The organism is Archangium violaceum Cb vi76, assembly GCF_000733295.1.
GTDB classification, from domain to species: Bacteria; Myxococcota; Myxococcia; order Myxococcales; family Myxococcaceae; genus Archangium; species Archangium violaceum.
The window spans coordinates 1-20,462 of record NZ_JPMI01000260.1; the positions used below are offsets into that span (position 1 = coordinate 1).

Genomic DNA, 20,462 nt, shown 5'->3' on the forward strand with positions numbered 1-20,462 from the left:
CGGGGAGGAGCGGGAGGTGGTCGTCCCATCCCGAGCTGGCCGTAGGCGTTGTAGCCCCAGCTCCACAGGCCGCGGTTCTGCTTCACCAGCATCGTGGAGTAGGCACCCGCGCTGACGAGGAGCGCGTCCGTCATGCCCGGCACCAGCACCGGGGAATTGCGCTGGAGCGTCGTCCCATCCCCGAGCTGGCCATAGGAGTTGTACCCCCAAGCCCAGACGGTGCCGTCCTGCTTCACCACCACCGAGTGGCTGGTGCCGCCGGAGAGGTCGGTGACGCCGCTGAGGCCCGGGATGGCCGCCGGCGTGGAGCGGTTGGTGGTCGTCCCGCTCCCGAGCTGGCCATAGTAGTTGTAGCCCCACGTCCAGACGGTGCCATCCGCCTTCAACGCCAGCGTGTGATAGCCACCCGCCTCGATGGCGATGACGTCGGTGAGACCCACCACCTGCACGGGGGAGGTGCGGGAGGTGGTCGTCCCATCGCCGAGCTGGCCGTAGGCGTTGTAGCCCCAGGCCCACACGGTGCCATCCGCCTTCAGCGCCACCGAGTGATGGATGCCCGTGGAGACGGCGATGACGCCGCCGAGGCCAGACACCACCACCGGCAGATCCTGGGAGGTCGTCGTCCCATCGCCGAGCTGGCCGTAGACGTTGTAGCCCCAGGCCCGGACGGTGCCGTCCCACTTCAGCGCGAGCATGTGGTAGGCGCCCGAGTCGATGTCGACGATGTTGCTGGCCAGCGACTGCACGGGAGCGGAGCGATGGGTCGTCGTCGCATCGCCGAGCTGGCCGTAGGCGTTGTAGCCCCAGGCCCGGATGGAGCCGCCCTCCCGGGTGGCCACCGTATGACTGGAGCCCGCGCCAATCGTGGTGACGTTGGTGAGGTTGGACACCTGCACCGGAACGGTGGCGTTGGTGGTGCTCCCGTTGCCGAGCTGGCCGTAGTAGTTGTAACCCCACGTCTGCACCGTGCCGTCCGGCATCAGCGCCGCCGAGTGGTTGCCTCCCGCCGCGAGCGTGGAGACGTTGCCGATCAGCACCTGCACCGGAAGGGTGCGCTGGGTGGTGGTCCCATCTCCCAACTGGCCATAGGCGTTGGAACCCCAGGCCTGGACGATGCCGCCCTGCTTCAGCACCAGCGTATGGGAGCCGCCCGCGAAGACCCGGCTGATGGAGTTGACCGGCACGGGCACCGGGGAAGAGCGACTGGTGGTCGTCCCATCGCCGAGCTGGCCGCTGTAGTTGTAGCCCCAGGCCCGGACGGTGCCATCCTGCCTGGCGGCCACCGTGTGGTAGTTGCCCACGGCCAGGTCGAGCACGGCGCCGAGGCCGGGCACCTGCCCCGGCGTGGAGCGGTTGGTCGTCGTCCCGTTCCCCAGCTCGCCGTTGTAGTTGTAACCCCATGCCCACACGGTGCCATCCGCCTTCAACACCGCCGTGTGATAGGCCCCCGCGCCGATGGCCACGACATTGACGAGCCCGCTCACCTTGCGCGGCGAGAGGCGATTGGTGGTCGTCCCATCCCCGAGCTGGCCATAGTAGTTGTAGCCCCACGTCCAGACGGTGCCGTCCTCCTTGAGCGCCACCGTGTGGTAGGCACCCGCGGCGACATCGACCACGTTGCCCAGGCCGGGCACGAAGACCGGCGAGTTGCGCTCGGAGACCGTCCTGTCACCGAGCTGGCCGTAGTAGTTGTAACCCCACGTCTGCACGGTGCCGTCCGCCTTCAGCGCCGCCGTGTGGCCGCTGCCCGCGGCCACCATGGGGCACACCTGCCGCACGTGCTTGTAGACCGACTTCGCGTTGGACAGGCAGATGGTACGGTTGCCCGCGCTGTCCATGACCATGGGCCAGGCCTTCACCTCCAGCACGTGCAGGCCACAGGTGATGCCCGACTGGCTCAGGTACCAGGAGTCCTCCGTGTTGGTGCGCTCCTCGGTGGAGAGGAGGTTGCCATCGAGGCGGTACTCCAGCCGGACCCCGTTGGCCGAGGTGGAAACAGCCCAGCTTCCACCTCCGGCCAGCAGGTTCTCATAGGAGCTGGCGCCGTCCATGGTGAGGCTGGTGACGGTCAGGTCCGCGCACAGTGAGGCCTCCGCGGTGCCCAGGGGCTCCTCCCCCGACAACGGCGTTTCAGGTGGAGCACCGCAGGCGGCCAACAACAGTCCGCCCAGTACGACGCGGAGAGACGAGCGCAACAGATCTTGGAACATGTACTTCCCCCCTCTACGGCGAGGTGTAGAAGTACGCTTATACATGAATTACGTGGAGAAACAAGTTTTACAAGGATAGCGGCCTAACCGCTCTATCCCCGGGCAGAGAGGATCTCCAGAAGCAGCCGTGCGGTGAGCCTCGCGGTGCGCGCGTTCTCGTCGTGAGGCGGAGAGAGCTCCATGAGGTCGGCGCCGAGCAGCCGCGGCTCGGCCGAGACGGTGCGCACCACGTCGATCATCTCCCGCGAGGAGAGGCCGCCCACGCTCACCGCGCTGACACCCGGGGCCACGGCGGCATCCGCCGCGTCGATGTCCACGCTGAGGTAGAGCGCATCCGCGTCCTTCATGACGCGGGAGAGGGCCTCGCGGGTGACGGCCACGGCCCCGCGCTCGGCGATGTCCTCCACGGTGTAGAGGTGGATGCCCTGCTCGCGGGCCCACGAGAGGTAGTAGCGGGAGTTGGCGAGGTAGCGGATGCCCAGCATCGCGGTGCGCGCGCCGGAGAGGATGGGCGTCTCCAGGGCGCGGCGGAAGGGCGTGCCACTGGAGAGCGAGGACTCGTTGTCGTACTCGCGCACGTCCAGGTGGGCATCGATGGTCACCAGCGCCAGGCGCAGCGAGGGACGCGCGGCGGCGAGCCCGCGAATCAGCGAGCCGGTGAGGCCGTGGTCTCCACCGATGAAGATGGGACGCGCGCCCGCGGCGAAGAGGTTGCGGGAGGCCTCCTCGATGCGGGCGTGGGTCCTGGCCCCGTTCATGGAGGCGAGCGTGAGGTCTCCCATGTCCACCACCTCGCCGAGCTCGCGCTGGCCGTCGAAGGTGCCATGGGCGCCGAGGGCCTCGCGCAGGGCCTTGGGGCCGAAGCGGGCACCGGGCCGGGAGGGAATGCCACCGTCATAGGGCAGGCCGAGCAGGACGGGCCGGTCCTGGAGCGGCATGCCGGGCGAGAAGGAGCGCAGGAGGGCGGAAGCGCGGGGGTCGCGGGAATCAGCGGCCGGGCGCAAGCCAGCGAGCGGGTCGTGCGGAGTATCCAAGGTCGGCTCCGTGTAGGGTGGGGGTGTCTCGGTCCTCGGGCCGCATCCTTGCCATGAATCGAGCCCACATCGAAGTGTCGCAACGGAAGGGAGCCCCCATGAAGCCCTCGACATTCCGCCTGCTCGCCCTCTCGCTGAGCCTCCTGACGGTGGGCGCGGCCGCGAAAACCAAGACGGCGCCCGGCGCCAGCTCGTCCCTGGCGGCGGAGATGCTGGCCGCGCACAACCAGGCCCGCTCGAAGGCGAAGCCCACGCCGGCGCCGGCACTGCCCCCGCTCACCTGGTCCCCGGAAGCGGCGAAGGTGGCGCAGGCGTATGCCCAGCAGTGCAAGTTCGAGCACAACCGGAGCCGGGACAAGAAGTTCGGGGAGAACCTCGCCGCCGCGGCGCCCCCGGGCTCGAAGACGAACGCGCAGGTGGTGGAGGACTGGATGTCCGAGGCGGCCGATTACTCGTCCGCGACGAACAAGTGCGCGCCGGGCAAGGTGTGCGGCCACTACACGCAGGTGGTGTGGCGCAACACGACGCACGTGGGCTGCGCGACGGCCATCTGCACGAAGAACTCACCGTTCGGCGCGCGGTTCCCCACGTGGCAGCTCTGGGTGTGCAACTACACGCCGCCGGGCAACTTCGTGGGCCAGAAGCCATACTGAGGCTCCTCGGCGTCCGCCGGGCCCTACTGCTTCAGGTTCTCGGCCAGGAAGCCCTTCACCTGCTCCCACGCGGCCTCCGCGGCCTCCGCGTTGTAGCGCCCCGGGGCAGACGGGTTCGCGAAGGCATGCGGCGCGTCGTACTTCAGGATGCGGTGCGCCACTCCCGCGTCCGACAGCGCCTCGTCGAACTCCTCCACCACGTCGTTGGGAATCGACTCGTCCTTCGACCCGAAGACGCCCAGCACCGGCGCCTTGATGCTCTTCAGCTCGTCCACGTTCAGCACCGGCCGCCCGTAGTACATCACCACCGCGTTCAGCTCCGGAATCGCCATGCCCGCGCGCAGCGACCACGCGCCACCGAAGCACCAGCCCACCACTCCCGTGCGCGTCGACTGCACCCGCGAGGACGTCATCAGATACTGGTGCGCCGCCTTGAGAATTTCCCGCGAGCGCGCTGGCTCCACCGTCTTCATGGCCGCCATCGCCTCCTCGGGCGTGGCCGCCACCTTGCCGCCGTACAGGTCCACCGCCAGCGCCGCGTACCCCTGCGCCGCCAGCCGATCCGCCCAGTGCATGATGTGCTCGTTCAGCCCCCACCACTCGTGGATGACCAGCACCCCCGGCACCGGCTTCCGCGCGTTCTCCGGCAGGCTCAGGTAGGCCCTCGCCCCGGAGAGCTCCACCATCTGCCCCTTGCGAGGCGGCGCCGCCTCCGCCTTCAGCTCGTGCAGCGCCTGGAACTCCTTCTCCGTCAGGCCGCCCAGCTCCTCGCGCCGCGCTTCCGGGCTCCCCTTCTCCACCCCCTGCTTCGCCGCACAGCCACTCAACGACAGCCACACCACTGCCGCACACCCCAGCATCGTCCGCAGGTTCATCCGAATCCCCTCCTCCGGGCCGCTCTCGTTCGCCAGGCCCTGGAGCGCCCTCCGGCGTAACGCGCTCCCACGGCCCCCGCCAAGCGCTCCGTGAGCCCTCCAACAGCGGGGTGCAAGAAAGACGACGGGCCATCGGTGCCTCCGCGGAGGGAGGCGACCCGATGGCCCGCGAGAATCCCGTAGCCCTGGAGGACTACTTCTTGGCCGGCTGACCGCCCGGAGCCGCCGGCTGACCCGGCGCCGTGGGCTGGCCCGGCATCGCCGGCATCGACGGGGGCGGCTCGTTCTTCTGCACGTCGAGCAGCTCCACCTCGAACACCAGCGCCGAGCCACCGGGGATGCCCGGCGTGCCACGGTCACCGTAGGCCAGGTCGGACGGGCACACCAGCTTGGCCTTGCCGCCCACCTTCATCTTCCCAACGCCCTCGGTCCAGCACTTGATGACGCCGTTGAGCGGGAACTGCGCCGGCTCGTTGCGCTTGTACGAGCTGTCGAACTCCTTGCCGTCCGGCAGGGTGCCCCGGTAGTTCACCTTCACGATGTCCGTCGGACCCGGCTGCGCCCCGGTGCCCTCCGTCAGCGACTTGTAGATGAGGCCGGACTCGGTGCGCACCGCGCCCTCCTCCTTGGCCGCCTGCTCCAGGAAGCCCTTGGCCTTCTCCTTCTCCTTCTCCGCGCGGGCGGTGGAGCGGGTGCGCGCCAGCTCCGGCAGCTTCGGCCCGAAGGTCTGGATGTCCACCGCGGGCTCCTTGTTCGTCACCGACGCCGTCAGGCCCGCCTTCACGAACTCCAGCTCCTCGGGCGTCATGTCGAAGACCTGGATCTGCCGGCCCAGCGTGAGGCCGAGCGCGTAGAACGTCTTCTGATCATCCGTCTGCGGAGTCGCCGCGGCACCACCGCCGCCGCCGCCACCGCTCTGCTGCTGACAACCCGCCACGGCGAGCATCAACGCCACCACCAGAAACTTCCTCATGTGTCCTTCCTTTCCAACCAGGGCGGCGACCGCCACCCATGCCGGCGCCCTTATACAAGAAGAAAGCGGCGGTCCGGCGGGGGAGCGGAACGTTCTTATCTTTTTCCGGTGAATCGGGACCCGGAGGGGCGGAATGTCCCGCCTCGCCCCCGAGTGGGGGGCCCGGGCCGGCCGGCCACCCGGAGGCACTCGGCCATGGACATCGACGTGCGGCGCGTCCTGGACTCCCTGGGAGACCCCCTGCTCGCCCTGGATCGCTCGGCGCGCATCGTCCATGCCAACGCGGGGCTGAAGGAATTGCTGGGCTGGTCCCGGCTGGAGCTGCTGGGCCGGCCCATCACCACCGTGTTTCCCGGAGGGCTGCCCGGGTGGCCCCGGGAAGAGCCAGCCCCCCGTCCCATGTCCGCCCCGCCCCAGCGGGTGGGGGTCCTGGCACACGATGGCCACCTCCGGGAGGTGGAGGCGCGGCTGTCACCCTGGCCCGGGGGAGGGAACGAGGGACTGCTCATCGTCTCCCTGCGCTCGCTGGACGCCCAGGTGGAGCTCGAGCGGCAGCTGCGGCTGAGCCAACGGGTGCAGGTGCTGGATGCCGCGCTGACCCAGGTGTTCTCGTCCGCCTCGGACGAGGAGGAGGCCGCCTACGCCGTCCTGCGCGCCTGCGGGGAGCTGGAGGGCTGGACGCTGGGCACGTACTGGCGGCTGGAGCGGGGGGACTCCGTGCTGGTGCCCGTCACCCTCTGGACGGCGGACGAGGCCCTGGGCGGCTTCGTGCATGACACGCTGCAACGCACCTTCGCGCTCCCCGAGAGGCCACCGGGTCAACGGGAGAGCGTCTGGAGCCAGGACGTGGCGCGGGACGTGCGCTTCCCGCGTGGGGACGTGTCGGCCCAGGCGGGGCTGCGAGGAGGGCTGATCGTCCCGGTGCCGGGTGGCAACCGGGTGCATGGCGTGTTGGAGCTGCTCAGCCGCGCCCCCCGGGAAGACCGGGAGGCGGACGAGACCCTGGGCAACGGGGTGGGCCTCTACTTCGGCCGCATCCTGGACCGGATGCTGCAACTGGATTTGGAGCACGCGCGCGTCGAGGCCCCGCGCTCGCTGTGGGACTCGGACCTGCTGGGGCTCTTCACCAGCGACGCCCAGGGCCGGCTCCTCGACGCCAACCCCACCCTGCTGCGGATGCTGGGCTACTCCCGGAGGGACGTGCGCGAGGAGCGCCTCACCTGGTCCACCCTGACGCCCCCCCGCGAGCGCGCCGTGACGGAGAGCGCCCTGCGGCGGCTGCGCGCCGACGGCAGCTTCCACTCCTTCGAGGGCACGCTGTTGCGCGAGAACGGCGGCGGCATGCCGGTGCTGCTGGGCTCCACGGGCCTGGGCGAGGGGCGGGTGGTGACGTTCGCGCTGGACCTGTCGGACTGGAAGCCGGCGGAGGCCTCCCCCGAGCAGGAGGTGGATGCCCGGCTCCACTCGCTCATCGCCCACGCGCCCGTGGTGCTCTTCTCCCTGGACCGGGACGGCATCGTCACCCTCTCCGAGGGCCACGGCCTGGAGACGATGGGCTTCAAACCCGGCCAGGTGGTGGGCATGTCCGTGTTCGACCTCTACCGCGCCGAGCCCTCCGTGCTCACCCATGCGCGGCGGGCGCTCGCCGGGGAGGAGTTCCTCTCGATGGAGACGCTGAGCAACGGGATGCTGTACGAGACGCACTGGGTGCCGCTGCGCGACCCCGAGGGGCGGCTGGCGGGCACGCTCGGGCTGGCGGTGGACGTCACCCAGCGGGAGCACGAGGCGCGCTGGAGGGCCCGGCTCTTCTCCGAGGCCCAGGAGGCCCGCGCGGAGGCGGAGCGGATGGTGCGGCTGCGCGACGAGTTCCTCAGCGTCGCCTCGCACGAGCTGAAGACGCCCCTCACCTCGCTGAGCCTGCAGTTGCACACGCTGCTGAAGCGGGCGCGCACCCGGCCCGGGGACGCCGAGCTGGCGCAGCGGCTGGAGAAGGCGCAGCGGCAGCTCCACAAGCTGGCGCGGATGATGGACGAGTTGCTGGACGTGTCCCGCCTGGCGGAGGGGCGGCTGCGGCTGGAGCTGTGCGACGTGGACCTGGAGCAGCTGGTGCGCGAGGTGATGGAGCGCTTCCAGGAGGAAGCCTTGCGCACCGGCTCGCGCCTGGAGCTGCGGGCCGAGGGGCCGGTGGTGGGGCGCTGGGACCGGACGAAGCTGGAGCAGGTGGTGACCAACCTGATGACCAACGCGCTGAAGTACGGGGCGGGAGCACCGGTGGAGGTGCGGGTGCACTCCAGCGGGGCCCTCGCGCTGCTGGAGGTGACGGACCACGGCATCGGCATCGCGCCGGAGAACCTGGAGCGCATCTTCGGCAAGTTCGAGCGCGCCGTGTCGGTACGCCAGTACGGTGGGTTTGGACTGGGGCTGTACATCGTCCGGCAGCTCGTCGAGGCGATGGGAGGAGGCGTGAACGTGGAGAGCACCCCGGGGGCGGGCGCCACCTTCCACCTGGTGCTGCCGCTGGCCGGCCCCGAGAGGGGCCTGGAACCCCCGCCTCCCCAGGCCGGGCTCCATTGACGGCGCTCGCCTGCTCGGCGGCCAGACAACTGGACGGCGGTCCAGTCCACGGGCGGAAGGAAGGCCGTATATTTTCCAGCGCCCGCGGTCAGGCGTGGTGCATTACATCTCTCCCTGCTGTCTCACGCCCGTTCGTGATACGGCGGCATACCCGGGATTCTGGGAGGAGCCGTGCAAGCAGGGGACGCGCCGCGTACCAGCATCTTGTTGGTGGATGATCAACCCGCGGACCTGGTGGCCCTGGAGCGCCACCTGGCCCCCTTCGCGCTGCACCTGGTGAAGGCCTGCTCGGGAGAGGAGGCCCTGCACTGCCTGGAGGACGAGGACTTCGCGCTCGTGCTCATGGACGTGCGGATGCCGGGGTTGGATGGCTTCGAGACGGCACGGCTGCTGCGCGAGAACGAGACGCATCCGGTGCCCCTCATCTTCCTCACGGGGGCGCCACCCGAGGAGCACGCGCTGGCGTACGAGAGCGGGGCGGTGGACTGGCTGCGCAAGCCGGTGCAGCCGGAGATTCTGCGGGCCAAGGTGCGCGTCTTCGTGGAGTTGCACCGCGAGCGCGAGGAGCTGCGGCGCCAGCAGACGCAGCTGAGGGAGCAGGAGCGGGAGGTGCTGGAGGCGCGGCGCCTGCGGGCCGAGGCGGAGCGCGAGCGGCTGGTGGTGGAGCTGCGCGAGGCGGTGCGCTTGCGCGACGAGTTCCTCTCCGTGGCCAGCCATGAGCTGAAGACGCCGCTGACGCCGCTGGCGCTGCGCCTGCAGTTGATGAAGCACGGGCTGGGGCAGGGGCCGCCGGACGTGGAGCGGTTGCGCGGGCACGTGGAGGTGGCGAACGGGCAGGTGCGGCGGATGGCGTCGCTGGTGGACAGCCTGCTGGACGCCACGCGCATCACCAGCGGCCGGCTCGCCCTGCGCCTCGAGCGGGACGTCAACCTGGCGGCCATCGTGCGCGACGTGGCGGCCGGCTTCGAGACGCAGGCGGTGCGCGCGGACTGCGCCATGGGGATAGAGACGCCCGCCCGGGTGCTGGGCCAGTGGGACGTGTTGCGGCTGGAGCAGGTGGTGGCCAACCTGCTGTCCAACGCGCTCAAGTTCGGCGCCGGCGCTCCCGTGCAGGTGCGGCTGGAGGAGCACGCGGGGTGGGCCCGGCTGACGGTGCGCGACGAGGGCATCGGCATGGACGAGGAGGTGCGCGCGCGCATCTTCGGCCGCTTCGAGCGAGGCGTGTCGGAGCGGCACTACGGAGGACTGGGCCTGGGCCTCTTCATCACCCACGAGGTGCTGAAGGCCCTGGGCGGGCGCATCCACGTGGAGAGCGCTCCGGGGCGGGGCTCCACCTTCACCGTCGAGCTGCCGTGCTCGTGTCCCGAGGAGGCTGGCGGAGGTCCCCGCCATGATGCCTGAGTCCCAGGGGACACGCGGCCCCCAGCGGGTGCTCGTGGTGGACGACAGCGCGTCCGACCGGCTCATGGCCGTGCGCGCCCTCACCCGGGCCTTCCACGGACTCCAGGTGGAGCAGGTGGGGGAAGCGGAGGAGTGGCGCCAGGTGCTCGAGCAGCCCCGGTTCGACGCCGTCATCGTCGACTACCAGCTGCACTGGGCCACGGGACTGGAGCTGCTGCACACCCTCCAGCAGCGCTGGCCGGGCGTCCCCGTCATCATGCTCACCGGCACCGCCGAGGAGCACCAGGCGCTGGAGGCCGTCCAGGAGGGGTTGGAGGAGTACCTGCCCAAGACGCCGGACTCGTACGCCCGGCTGCCGCGCACGGTGCGCTTCGCCCTGGAGCGGGCCCGCCAGCGCCAGGCGCTGCGCGAGTCGAGCGAGATGCTGCGCCTCGTGGTCGAGGGGGTGTATGGGCACGCCATCTACCTGGTGGACCCACAGCGGCGCATCGTCAGTTGGAACGCGGGCGCGCAGGCCATCACCGGCTACAGCGAGGCGGAGGTGATGGGACAGCCCATCTCCTCGCTGCTGATACCCGAGGAGCAGCGGGGCGAGCAGCTCGAGCGGATGGTGGGGGAGGTGGAGCAGCGGGGCGCGTACACGGGCGAGGGCTGGCGGCTGCACAAGGATGGAAGCCGCTTCTGGGCGGACATCACCGTGAGCGCCCTGCGCGGGGAGGGAGGCGAGCTGCGCGGCTACGCCGTGGTGATGCGCGACACCACGGAGCGCAAGCGGGCCAACGAGTTCCGCGAGCGCCTGCTGGGCATCGTCAGCCACGACCTGCGCAGCCCCCTGCAGGCCATCTCGCTGCAGTCGCAGTTGCTGGCGCGCCGGGTGCATCTGGAGATGGTGCAGACGGCCACGGCGCGCATCCTCCAGGGCGCCGAGCGCATGACGCGGATGATCGCCGATCTGCTGGACTTCACCCGGGGGCGGCTGGGAGGCGGCATCCCGGTGGAGCGCGAGCCGGGAGACCTCTTCACCCTCACCTACGAGGTGCTGGAGGAGATGCGGATGAACACGCTGCACAGCCGCATCTCCACCCAGGCCACGGGGGATGGGCGGGGCGAGTGGGACAAGGATCGGCTCACGCAGGTGGTGCAGAACCTGGTGTCCAATGCCTTGAAGCATGGGGAGAAGGGCACGCCCCTGCGGATGACGATGGAGGGAGGGGGGGAGACGGTGGTGCTGAGCATCCAGAACCACGGCACGCCCATTCCACCGGAGCTGTTGCCGCACCTGTTCGATCCCTTCCGGAGGGGCCGCGGCGAGGGCACCAACGACGCGCTGACGGGAGGGCTGGGGCTGGGCCTCTACATCGTGCAGGAGATCGTCCACGCGCACGATGGGACCATCACGGTGACGTCGGATGAGCGGAGTGGAACGACGTTCACCCTGCGACTGCCGCGCCATGCACTGACGCCGGGAGAGCCGGCGGGTGAGCACCCCGGCCCCGAGGGATGGTAGACCGCGAGTCCAGGAGGGAGAGACATGACGCAGGCCTCGATCGGAATGGGAGTGGCGCGGGTGGAGGTGGAGGTGACGATCTCCGCGCCGCGGGAGCGGGTGTGGCGGGCGCTGGTGGAGGAAGCGAACCAGTGGTGGCCGAAGGACTTCTACGTGGGCCGGGAGCCGAAGGGCTTCGTCATCGAGGCGCGCCCGGGAGGGCGGGTGTTCGAGGACTGGGGCGGGGATGCGGGGGCGCTCTGGTACACGGTGCTGGTGGTGGAGCCACCGGCGGTGTTGGAGCTGGCGGGGCACCTGACGCCGGCGTTCGGCGGGCCGGCGACGACGACGGCGCGGCTGACGTTGAAGGAGCAGGGAGGGGAGACGGTGGTGCGCGTGGAGGACGCGGTGTTCGGGCGGGTGGACGAGAACACGAGCCCGAGACTGCGAGAGGGCTGGCGCACGCTGATGGGGAGCGGGGGCCTGAAGGGCCACGTGGAAAAGCAGACGCCGTAGAAGCCAGGGAGGCCACTCCCCCACTCGAGCCCCATCACCCCTCGCCCTCCGGGAGAGGGACAGGGTGAGGGTGCCACGGGCCCCGGGTTGAGCCCGTGCCCCCATAAGCCTGCCCGTCCGCCGTGCCACCGAACCGCCAGCGTGTCCGACGGCGCGCACGGCGCTGGGAGCGGCCTTCACGCTGGACTCCAACTCCCGGGTGGAGCCGCGGTTCCAGCCGAGCCAGCCGTTGCTCGTCACCGCCTTCTCGCGCCTGGCGGAGGGCCAGCTGGACAGGATTTTCGAGCGCTACGTGCACCTGCCGGTGCTCTCCTTCTCCATCGGCTACGCCTTCTGAGGTGACGGCGGAGGGCGGGTGGGGCAGAATCACCTGGGGCGTCAGCCGACGTGTCGGGTTACAAGTTGACACCCGACATTCGCTTGTGGTCAAATCGTGAATAATCGTATTTGACCTCAATGGAGGTGGAGTGTGCGTACCTGGAAGGCCCTGCTCGCCATATCGGCGCTGTTGAGCGCCACCGGGTGCGGGCATGCGGAGGCCGTGCGACGGGAGGAGCCGGAAGCCGGGCTGAGGGTGGAGTGTGCCCGGGGCGACGAGGGAGCGTGCGGAGCGGAGGAGTCCCGGGAGGAGACGCGGAGCAAGGGAGGGACGGTCTCCGCGCGCATCTGGGCGCTCATCGCGCAGGGTCAGTTCGCGGAGGCGCAGGTGCTGATCGCCGAGTCGGCGGCGGCGGGGCTCATCACCCAGCAGACAGCGGCGCGGATGGGAGAGCGCATCACGCTGCTCACCACGCGGCTGGGACAGGTGCCGGCGACGCTACAGCGGGTGAAGGACTTCCCCTCTCAGTTGCGCGAGCACTCCCTATTCCAGATCAAACAGATGCTGGAGAACAAGGACTTCACCCTGGCGACGCAGGCGCAACTGAAGCTGGCCGAGAAGCTCATCGAGCAGCAGGAGCGGTTGATGGAGAAGGTGCAATGACGAAGACGCCCTTGCATCCCACGGTCGAGGAGCTGCTCGAGAAGCTGCGCGAGGCCCGGGAGGGCCGGGGTGTGGAGTCGCTCCGGCTGGAGCAGGTGAGGCGTTATCGCGAGCTGGTGGCGGAGAGCCCCACGTTCACCCCGGCGCTGTTGGAGTTGGGGCGGTTGCTGCAACTGACGGACGAGCCCGGGGTGGAGACCGAGAAAGCGTTCGTGGAGATCCAGCGGTTGCTGGAGCAGGCCGTCGAGGTCTCGGGGAGAGCGGCGGCGCCGGTGGTGGAGCTGGGCTACTTCCTGGACACCATCCGAAACTCTTCCGAGAAGGCCACGCCGCTGTACGAGGAAGGCGCGAGGAAGACGCTGGAGACGCTGGAGGACGCGTGGGCGGGGCTGATGCGCGCCTGGGTGCACGAGCGGACGAAGGAGTCACTGAAGAAGGCGCTGGAGCTGAGCGAGCTGGCGGAGAAGGTCTTCCCGGACTCGGGCCGCATCCAGGGAGTGGTGCACGACGCGCGCAACACCGCCATCCACGATGGCCTGCTGAAGCCCTGACTCCCTCGCCCCCCGGGAGAGGGCCGGGGTGAGGGTATCCGGCTCCAGGGTTGCCCCCATGGGGCCCAGCCCGCTCCCCGAGCAACCGAGGCCCACGGTGAGCCCATGTCCCCACCGTGGACCCGGCTCGCGTACGCTGAACTCCGCCCATGAGCCTCCTGCGCCGAGCGAAGCGAGAAGACAATCCCCGGTTGTTGGAGCTGTTCGGAGCGGTGCCGATGCAGGGTGAGCTGGTGCTGGCGACGCAGCGGGCGCCGGACTTCTTCCGGCTCTACGACATGCAGCGGGGGGACACGGAGCTCTGGGTCAACGAAGTCGAGGACGGGCTGGACGGGATGGGAGCCATCCTCGTGAGGGACGGCTGGCTGGAAGGAAGACCGTGCCGGGTGGGCTACCTGGGAGACCTGCGCACGCGCTTCTCGGCGAGGCGGAGCCGGGGCCTGGCGCGTTTCTACGGTCCGGTGCTGGAGGAGACGGCGAAGCGGCTGGGCGTGGAGGCGTTCCTCACATCGGTGATGGCGAGCAACGCGGCGGCGCTCCAGGCCCTGGTGAAGCGCAAGAAGCGCCGCGAGGCCCAACCGCACTACGCGCTCCTGCGCCGCTTCTCCGCGGTCTCGGTGCACTTCACCCGCCGCCGGGAACCCAAGCAGGGCCGCTACCACGTGCGGCGAGCCACACCCGGGGACGTGCCGGCGATGGAGGCACTGCTGGACGCGGACCACCGCGCGAGGCCGTTCGGTTACCGGTACGACCTGGGAGAACTCCAGCACCGGCTGGAGCGCTGGCCGGGGATGAGCGTGGAAGGCAGCTATGTGGCCTTCGACGGGGGCGGGAAGCTGGTGGGGTGCACCTCGGCATGGGACCCCGAGGCGGTGAAGCGCTACCGGGTGATGGCGTACCGGGGCTCGATGCGGTGGGTGAAGTGGGGCTACGACGCGATGGCCACGGTGCTGCGCGCGCCGAGGCTGCCCGAGCCCGGCAACGACTTCCGCTACTTCTACCTGTGCAACACGAGCGTGGTGGGAGAGGACCCGGCCATCCTGCGCGCGCTGGTGGAGCGGGTGTACGCGGACCACCATGGCCGGGGCTACCACTTCTTCTCGCTGTACCTGGGCGAGGACGATCCCCTCGCTCCCGCGCTGGCGGGCTTCTTCCAGCGCAGGCTGGACTTCCACCTCTACGCGGTGACGCCGGCCAGCGTGGCGCGCGAGCACTTCCCGGTGGGGCGCACCGGCTTCGAGATGGCGCTGGCCTGAAGCCCTGTCCGCTCAGTACGACGAGAAGGGCGGCCGCACCATGACGAGCTTCGGGTACGCGCAGCGGAACCCCGACTTCTCGTAGTTGCGCTGCGAGGCCGTGGCCGGCTCGGTGGAGGCGGTCACCAGGTCCGCACCGTGCTCGGCGGCCCAGGCCATGCGCGCCTGGATGAGCGCGAGCTGCAGGCCCTTGCCCCGGTACAGCGGCACCACGCCGTCCGCGGACAGCAGCGCCACGCCGTCCGTCACGGACACCACGCCCACGCCACGGGGCTCGCCATTCTGGAGCGCCAGGAAGCAGGTATTGCCCTGCGTGCGGACGATGCCCACCCCACCGGACAGCTCCTGCTCGGACACGGCGGGCCGGCCCAGGTAGGCGAGGAAGAAGAGCTCGGCCCAGCGCAGCTCCTCGCCCGGACGCACCGGCCGCACCTCGACCCCCGGCACGGGCGGCGGCACGGGCGTGGGCTGCCGGTACCAGACCTGGAGGAAGCGCTCCACGCGGTAGCCACGTGCCCCCAGCTTCCCGGAGAGCGAGGGCTCACAGAAGGGATTGAGCTCGATGCGGACAGCGCCCCCGCCCTGCCCCAACAAGTCCTCGATGCGATCGAGGTCCGACAACCCCACCATCCCATCGAGCCCCACGCCGATGGCCGCGGAGAAGGACGAACGGGGCCCGAGGAACAAGGCGCGCCCTCCCGCGACTCGCAGCGCGGGGACTCCCTGCCGCGAGGTGATGGGGGTGCGATCGATCTGCTCCGCCTGGGCGTTCTCGATGCGCCGCGCGAGCATGCGAGGGTCTTGCACTGGATGAGCTGGCATGGAGTCTCCCACCGCGAGTCTGCTCGCAAGCCCCCGGGAGGGTCGAGCACGCTTGCGAGACATACGTCCGGCATCTCATGCTTGAGGGATGCCAAGACTTCAACTCCTGGGATGCGTGCTCGCCCTGCTCCTCGCTGGCGCCGGGTGTACGGCGGGCCGGGTCCATTCCACACCTTCCGGGAGCGACGGCATCGAGGCGCGCCTGGAGCGGGCCCGGCTCGCGCTGCGAGGGCCGGACCACGAGGCCGTGCTCACGGACATGGAGAAGCTCGAGCGCGAGTTGGAGGCACACCTGAAGGAGCGCCCCGAGGATGCGCGGCTCCACGGGCTGCTGGCGCGCACGGCCTTCTACCTGCAGCGGGAGGAGAAGGCATTCACGGAGGCCGGGCGGGCACTCGCGCTCGAGCCGGACCAGGCCGAGTCCCACTACATCCAGGCCTTCCTGCTCGGCGGCCAGGACAAGGCCGGGGAGGCGCTCGCCCACGCCACGCGGGCCACGGAGCTGGAGCCGAAGCAGGGCCGCTACTGGCAACTGTTGGGAACGCTGTACCTCCAGCTCGACAAGCCGGTGGAGGCGCGCGAGGCGCTCGAGAAGACGCTCTCGCTGGAGCCGAGGAACGCCCAGGCGCTCTTCGTGCTGGGGCTGCTGGCCATGGACGAGGGCAGGCCGGACGAGGCGCTGGCGGCGTACGAGAAGGCGCGCGAGTACGAGCCGGAGCTCGCGATGGCGCACTACAACGCCGGGCAGTTGATGCAGCTGCGGGGCGAGCAGGCCGCGGCGCTGGAGCGCTTCCAGAAGGCGGCGGAGCTGGAGCCCGGGGACTGGAGGACGCGGACCAAGCTGGTGCAGCTGCACCAGGCGCTGGGCAACAAGGAGAAGCGGGACGCGGAGCGCGAGGAGGTGCTGCTGCTGCGGCAGGCGGGCAAGGTGGACAAGGAGTACTTCGTCCGCGAGCAGTTCCAGGAAGCGGGCCGCACCGTCATGGCGGTGGAGAACTTCGAGCTGGAGGGCGACTGGGCCAAACGCTACGAGTTCCAGGTGTTCGCACCGGACCAGGAGCGGCCCGCGCTCGTCATCTCGCTGGGCTCGTACGCCTACGCCAACGTGTTCGCGCGCGAGAAGGACCCGGAGGGCCCGCGCCTGTTCCACCTGGACGGCTACCATCCGGACGGCGCGCACGACACCTATGGTTTCTTCAACGGCGAGCCGTCCTACGACGAGACGCGGGAGATGGTCGTCTCCATCCTGAAGGGCGCGCTGAAACCCATGTCCACCACGAAGCCGGGAGGGAACTGAACCGCGGATTCATCCCCCATGCTTCCCGCCGCGTCCAACCCGGAGCACGGAATGCGCCGCCTGGCCCCTCGCGGAAGAACTGTTCGTCCACTATGCTCCCTCGCCCTCCGGGAGAGGGACGGGGTGAGGGTGCCACGCGCCCCGGGTTCCCTCCGCGCGGACCTCACCGTGCGGCCGAGCCCTCCTGGCGGACCTCTTCCTTCCGCACGGGCAGCTCGAGGGTGAACGTCGCGCCCTGACCGCGGCCGGCGCTCTCACAGGAGAGCGCTCCGCCCAGCTCCTCGGCGGCCAGCGCGCTGGTGTGCAGACCGAACCCGTGCCCGTCCTTCTTCGTGGTGAAGCCGTGGGTGAAGAGGAGCGGAACGTGCTCCGGGGCAATCCCCACGCCGTTGTCGGCGACGATGATGCACATCCGGCCCGGGGTGGCCGACACCACGCGGATGGTCAAACAGCCGTCCGGGCGGCCACTCTCCTTCACCGCGTGGCGCGCGTTGCTCAGCAGGTTGAGCAGGATTTGGAGCAGCTTGTGCCGGTCCACCCAGACGGGAGGCACGGCGGCGTACTCGCGCCGCAATTCGATTCCCGCCTTGCCGAAGGAGGCCGATTGCAGGCGCACCGCGCCGTCGATGAGCTCGGGCAGGGACACCTCCTCCACCACGCCGGAGAAGCGCGCGTACTGCTGCTGCATGCCCACCACGACGCGGATGTGATCCACCCCGTCGCACAGCGCCTGCAGCTCCGCGAGCACGGCCTCCTTGTCCTGGGTGAGCTGGGTGGTGAGCGCCTCGAGGTAGGCCGGGAGCTGCCTGCCCCGAGGATCCTCGGTGAGGAACGAGCCCAACCGCGCCTCGTTCTCGCGCAGCAACTGCACGGCCTTCTCCAGGCTGGACACCCGCAGGCCGCGAATCCGCTCGGACACGATGCCGGCCGACACATTCACGCTGTTCAGCGTATTCCCCACGTTGTGCAGCACGCCCGTGGCCACCTCGGCCATGCCCGCCTGGCGCGAGGCGTCCACCAGGCCCCGGTGCAGCTCGCTCAGCCGCGCCTCGGCCGCCTTGCGCTCCGTCACGTCCCTGCCGAAAACGGTGAGCTTCAGCACCTCGCCAACCTCACCCCACACGGGGCTGACGGTCAGCTCCAGGTCGATCATCTGCCCGCGATCCCCCAGCGCCGGCAGGCTCACGTCCTCCTTCAGCCGATGGCCTTCCCGGGCGCGCTCCAGCCGCTCCCTCCAGCGCTCCTGCCGCTCGGGGGGCAGGTCGCGGAAGATGAACGCGCCGGGGGGAATGTCTCCGCCGAAGATGCGCTGGAAGTACTGCTTCGCGGACTGGTTGGCGGTGAGCAGCCGCCCCTCCAGATCCAGGGAGCACACGACGTCATCGGTGCTCTCGATGAGGCTGGACAGCTCGCCCTCGTTCTCGTGCAACGTCCTGCGGGCCTGCTCGAGCGTCGCGTGCGCCTCGGTGCGGAAGGTGAGGAACAAGGACGACACCGCCCAGCCGAACAAGATGAAGATGGCCGTGAAGATGCCCATGGACCACTCCATGGGGCTCAATTCCGGTTGCGCGGTGGCCAGCGGGAAGAAGACGAGCGGCGTCAGGGCACACAGCACGGACATGACCAGCCCGAGCCGCCACCCCAGCAGGTAGACCGCCATGACCGGGACGAGCACGCTCGCGGCATGCGTGGACATGGCCAGCATGTCCAGGGACAGGGCCGTCATGAGGATCGACGCCCACAGGAAGAGGCACAGCCACAGCCCCGGGATGCGGGGTGAGGCACGCCACCGCAACAGCACCAGCACCGCCAGGAAGAACACCCCGGACAGCGCGCTCGGCACGCCCAGACGCCAGGCGTACGGGGTGAACTGCAGGAGCCCGGTGAACACCATGGAGCCCCCGAAGCTGCACAGGGACAGCGCGACCACCATGCGGGCCCGGCTCAGTTCCAGGGAAGAGCCATGACGGAGGGGCGCTGGGATGAACACATCCAGCCGTTTCACGAGCCGGGCCCAGAACGCGGCGAACCGCTCCGTCCACCCGCGCTGGACCACACCCCTGCTGTCTCCACCCCCCCCGGTGTCCTCGCTCAGCATCGTCCTCTCCGGGTAGCTGGCCGCGACTATGCCGCAACCCGCCCCGGAAACAGAGACCTCCTCCCCTGCTCAGGAAGCGAGCACGCCCCGGGGCTCGGCAGCGGGCTCGCCCAGGGGAAGCAGGAGGCTGAAGGTCGTCCCCACGCCCTGCTCACTGCGCACCCGCAGCTGCCCGCCCATCTTCTGCACCAGCGAGTGGCTGATGGACAGCCCCAGCCCGGTGCCCGAGCCCGCCGGCTTGGTGGTGAAGAAGGGATCGAAGATGCGCGGCAGCACCTCGGGAGGAATCCCGTGGCCGGAGTCCGACACGTCCACGCGCACGAAGCCGCCTTCACGCGTGGTGCGCACCCGCAGGGTGTGGCGCTGCGGCGCGCCGGGCTGCATGGCCTGGATGGCGTTGATGATCAGATTGAGGAACACCTGGCTGAGCCGGCTCTCGCAGGCGAACACGGGCGGCAGCTCGCTGGCGTACTCCTTCACCAGCGTCGCCGTGCGCTTGAGCTCGGAGTGGGCCATGCGCAGCACGAAGTCGAGGCTCCCGTTGACGTTCACCGGCGCCAGCGCGTTGTCCGGCGCGCGCGAGAAGAAGCTCATGTCACGCACGATGTCCCGGATGCGATTGCAGCCCTCGAGCGACTCGGCGATGACCTCCTTCGCCTCGGTGAAGAGGTCGGCCAGAGGGGCCGGGAAGCCGGGCGTTCCCTTCAACTGCCGCTCCAGGTCCTCACTCCAGCCCTGCAGGTAGCCGAGGTTGGAGAGCACGTAGGCCATGGGGTTGTTGATTTCATGGGCGATGCCCGCCGCCAGCGCCCCCACCGACGCGAGCCGCTCGTTCTGGATGCCCTGCTGCTCCAGCCGCCGCTTCTCGGTGAGATCATGCCCCACGAGCAGCAGGCGCCGGGAGGAGCCGACCTCCTGGAGCGAGGCCACGACGTCCAGCGCGAAACGATCACCCCGCGGAGAGCACAGCCCCAGGTTCTCCAGACGCAGGGTGCCCCGCGAGAGCAGCGCCTCGAGCGACTGGCGCAGCGGCTCGCGCTCGTGCTCCGGCGCGAGCGCCTCGAAGGAGGTGTGGAACAGCGAGGGGGCGGCGCGCCCCAGCAGCCGCTCGGCCACGGGGTTGACCTCGATGATCCGCCCCGCCTCGTCGAGCAGGAAGACGGCATCTCCGGAGGACTCGAGCAGCTGGCGGTTGCGGGCCTCGGTCTGCTTCACCTGGAGGCGCAGCTTCAGGAGGAGCTCCACCTGCCGTTTGAGCGCGAGCAGGTTGCGGCGCTGCTGCTCGTCGAGCACGCGCGGCTGGCGATCGATGACGCACAGGGTGCCGAGGGTGAAACCATCGTCGGACAGGATGGGAGCCCCGGCGTAGAAGCGGATGTAGGGGGCACCGGCCACCAGCGGATTGGCGGCGAAGCGCGGATCCTGGGAAGCGTCCTCGACGATGAGCACGTGCTCGCGCTCGATGGCGAAGGTGCAGAACGACACGCAGCGCTCCGTCTCGCGCACACCGGGGAGGCCCACGTTCGCCTTGAACCACTGCCTGTCCCGGTCCACCAGGCTGACGAGCGCGATGGGCACACCGCACAGCTGCGCCGCCAGTTGGACGATGTCGTCGTATTCGGACTCGGGGAGCGTATCGAGGATGTCGTACCGACGAAGAGCCTGCAGACGCTTCTCTTCGTACAAGAGACCGGTAGGAAGCATGCCGTCTTGATCTGCACTCCCTCCCGGGAT

General features: G+C 69.9%; 17 protein-coding genes. 10 read left to right on the forward strand and 7 right to left on the reverse strand.

Annotation, left to right across the window (positions count from 1 at the left end; translation table 11 throughout):
- Positions 1-2,210 (reverse strand): RCC1 domain-containing protein (locus Q664_RS35745; protein WP_160174571.1); only part of this gene is annotated, 2,210 nt, incomplete at its 3' end.
- Positions 2,211-2,302: 92 nt separating this feature from the next.
- The gene (locus Q664_RS35750) at positions 2,303-3,244 is read right to left on the reverse strand and encodes an agmatinase family protein (RefSeq protein ID WP_160174572.1); all 942 of its coding nucleotides are present in this window, start codon (positions 3,242-3,244) and stop codon (positions 2,303-2,305) included.
- Positions 3,245-3,342: 98 nt separating this feature from the next.
- Between Q664_RS35750 and Q664_RS35755 the strand changes: the two genes are divergently transcribed.
- Positions 3,343-3,897: a CAP domain-containing protein gene (locus tag Q664_RS35755; RefSeq protein ID WP_052519080.1), complete on the forward strand. Its 555-nt coding sequence runs from the start codon at positions 3,343-3,345 to the stop codon at positions 3,895-3,897.
- A 23-nt stretch (positions 3,898-3,920) separates the two neighbouring features.
- Here Q664_RS35755 and Q664_RS35760 read toward each other — a convergent pair whose 3' ends face one another.
- Together Q664_RS35760 and Q664_RS35765 are read right to left on the reverse strand one after the other, a co-directional pair.
- Positions 3,921-4,772, reverse strand: a complete 852-nt coding sequence (locus Q664_RS35760) for a dienelactone hydrolase family protein (protein WP_152622528.1) — start codon at positions 4,770-4,772, stop codon at positions 3,921-3,923.
- Between the two features lie 193 nt (positions 4,773-4,965).
- Positions 4,966-5,745 carry an FKBP-type peptidyl-prolyl cis-trans isomerase gene (locus Q664_RS35765; RefSeq protein WP_043406303.1) on the reverse strand — a complete coding sequence of 260 codons (780 nt, stop codon included), beginning with the start codon at positions 5,743-5,745 and terminating at the stop codon, positions 4,966-4,968.
- Positions 5,746-5,940: 195 nt separating this feature from the next.
- Here Q664_RS35765 and Q664_RS56780 point away from each other — a divergent pair, with 195 nt between their 5' ends.
- From Q664_RS56780 to Q664_RS35800, 8 genes are all read left to right on the forward strand, one after another.
- Positions 5,941-8,319 carry an ATP-binding protein gene (locus Q664_RS56780; protein ID WP_052519081.1) on the forward strand — a complete coding sequence of 793 codons (2,379 nt, stop codon included), beginning with the start codon at positions 5,941-5,943 and terminating at the stop codon, positions 8,317-8,319.
- Between the two features lie 171 nt (positions 8,320-8,490).
- Positions 8,491-9,720: a hybrid sensor histidine kinase/response regulator gene (locus Q664_RS35775; RefSeq protein WP_052519082.1), complete on the forward strand. Its 1,230-nt coding sequence runs from the start codon at positions 8,491-8,493 to the stop codon at positions 9,718-9,720.
- Positions 9,710-11,227 (forward strand): hybrid sensor histidine kinase/response regulator, encoded by a 1,518-nt coding sequence (locus Q664_RS53125; protein WP_084610576.1) that lies wholly within the window; start codon positions 9,710-9,712, stop codon positions 11,225-11,227. The genes Q664_RS35775 and Q664_RS53125 overlap by 11 nt, the downstream gene beginning before the upstream one ends.
- A gap of 24 nt (positions 11,228-11,251) precedes the next feature.
- Positions 11,252-11,722 carry an SRPBCC family protein gene (locus Q664_RS35785; RefSeq protein ID WP_043406306.1) on the forward strand — a complete coding sequence of 157 codons (471 nt, stop codon included), beginning with the start codon at positions 11,252-11,254 and terminating at the stop codon, positions 11,720-11,722.
- A 199-nt stretch (positions 11,723-11,921) separates the two neighbouring features.
- Positions 11,922-12,059 (forward strand): hypothetical protein, encoded by a 138-nt coding sequence (locus Q664_RS59520; protein ID WP_160174573.1) that lies wholly within the window; start codon positions 11,922-11,924, stop codon positions 12,057-12,059.
- 132 nt (positions 12,060-12,191) lie between these two features.
- Entirely contained in the window at positions 12,192-12,704 is a 513-nt protein-coding gene (locus Q664_RS35790) for a hypothetical protein (protein ID WP_043406308.1), read from the forward strand.
- Positions 12,701-13,255, forward strand: coding sequence for a hypothetical protein (locus Q664_RS35795; protein ID WP_043406311.1), 555 nt, complete (start codon positions 12,701-12,703; stop codon positions 13,253-13,255). The genes Q664_RS35790 and Q664_RS35795 overlap by 4 nt, the downstream gene beginning before the upstream one ends.
- A gap of 149 nt (positions 13,256-13,404) precedes the next feature.
- Positions 13,405-14,511: a hypothetical protein gene (locus Q664_RS35800; protein WP_043406312.1), complete on the forward strand. Its 1,107-nt coding sequence runs from the start codon at positions 13,405-13,407 to the stop codon at positions 14,509-14,511.
- Positions 14,512-14,523: 12 nt separating this feature from the next.
- Here the strand turns inward: Q664_RS35800 and Q664_RS35805 are convergent, their stop codons facing one another.
- On the reverse strand, positions 14,524-15,333 hold the full coding sequence (locus Q664_RS35805) for a GNAT family N-acetyltransferase (protein ID WP_160174574.1): 810 nt from the start codon (positions 15,331-15,333) through the stop codon (positions 14,524-14,526).
- A 115-nt stretch (positions 15,334-15,448) separates the two neighbouring features.
- On the opposite strand from Q664_RS35805, the gene Q664_RS35810 reads away from it, so the two are divergent.
- Positions 15,449-16,630 carry a tetratricopeptide repeat protein gene (locus tag Q664_RS35810; RefSeq protein WP_043406319.1) on the forward strand — a complete coding sequence of 394 codons (1,182 nt, stop codon included), beginning with the start codon at positions 15,449-15,451 and terminating at the stop codon, positions 16,628-16,630.
- Between the two features lie 163 nt (positions 16,631-16,793).
- Here Q664_RS35810 and Q664_RS53130 read toward each other — a convergent pair whose 3' ends face one another.
- Entirely contained in the window at positions 16,794-18,728 is a 1,935-nt protein-coding gene (locus tag Q664_RS53130) for an ATP-binding protein (protein ID WP_052519084.1), read from the reverse strand.
- A gap of 69 nt (positions 18,729-18,797) precedes the next feature.
- Positions 18,798-20,414, reverse strand: a complete 1,617-nt coding sequence (locus tag Q664_RS35820) for a sensor histidine kinase (protein WP_052519085.1) — start codon at positions 20,412-20,414, stop codon at positions 18,798-18,800.
- Between the last annotated feature and the right edge of the window lie 48 nt (positions 20,415-20,462).

Excerpts from the sequence above, each read along its gene's own strand:
- Q664_RS35795 (WP_043406311.1), top strand. The coding sequence starts at position 12,701 with ATGACGAAGACGCCCTTGCATCCCACGGTCGAGGAGCTGCTCGAGAAG.
- Q664_RS35755 (WP_052519080.1), top strand. The coding sequence starts at position 3,343 with ATGAAGCCCTCGACATTCCGCCTGCTCGCCCTCTCGCTGAGCCTCCTG.
- Q664_RS53130 (WP_052519084.1), bottom strand. The coding sequence starts at position 18,728 with ATGCTGAGCGAGGACACCGGGGGGGGTGGAGACAGCAGGGGTGTGGTC.
- Q664_RS35805 (WP_160174574.1), bottom strand. The coding sequence starts at position 15,333 with ATGCCAGCTCATCCAGTGCAAGACCCTCGCATGCTCGCGCGGCGCATC.
- Q664_RS35800 (WP_043406312.1), top strand. The coding sequence starts at position 13,405 with ATGAGCCTCCTGCGCCGAGCGAAGCGAGAAGACAATCCCCGGTTGTTG.
- Q664_RS35785 (WP_043406306.1), top strand. The coding sequence starts at position 11,252 with ATGACGCAGGCCTCGATCGGAATGGGAGTGGCGCGGGTGGAGGTGGAG.
- Q664_RS53125 (WP_084610576.1), top strand. The coding sequence starts at position 9,710 with ATGATGCCTGAGTCCCAGGGGACACGCGGCCCCCAGCGGGTGCTCGTG.
- Q664_RS35765 (WP_043406303.1), bottom strand. The coding sequence starts at position 5,745 with ATGAGGAAGTTTCTGGTGGTGGCGTTGATGCTCGCCGTGGCGGGTTGT.
- Q664_RS35760 (WP_152622528.1), bottom strand. The coding sequence starts at position 4,772 with ATGAACCTGCGGACGATGCTGGGGTGTGCGGCAGTGGTGTGGCTGTCG.
- Q664_RS56780 (WP_052519081.1), top strand. The coding sequence starts at position 5,941 with ATGGACATCGACGTGCGGCGCGTCCTGGACTCCCTGGGAGACCCCCTG.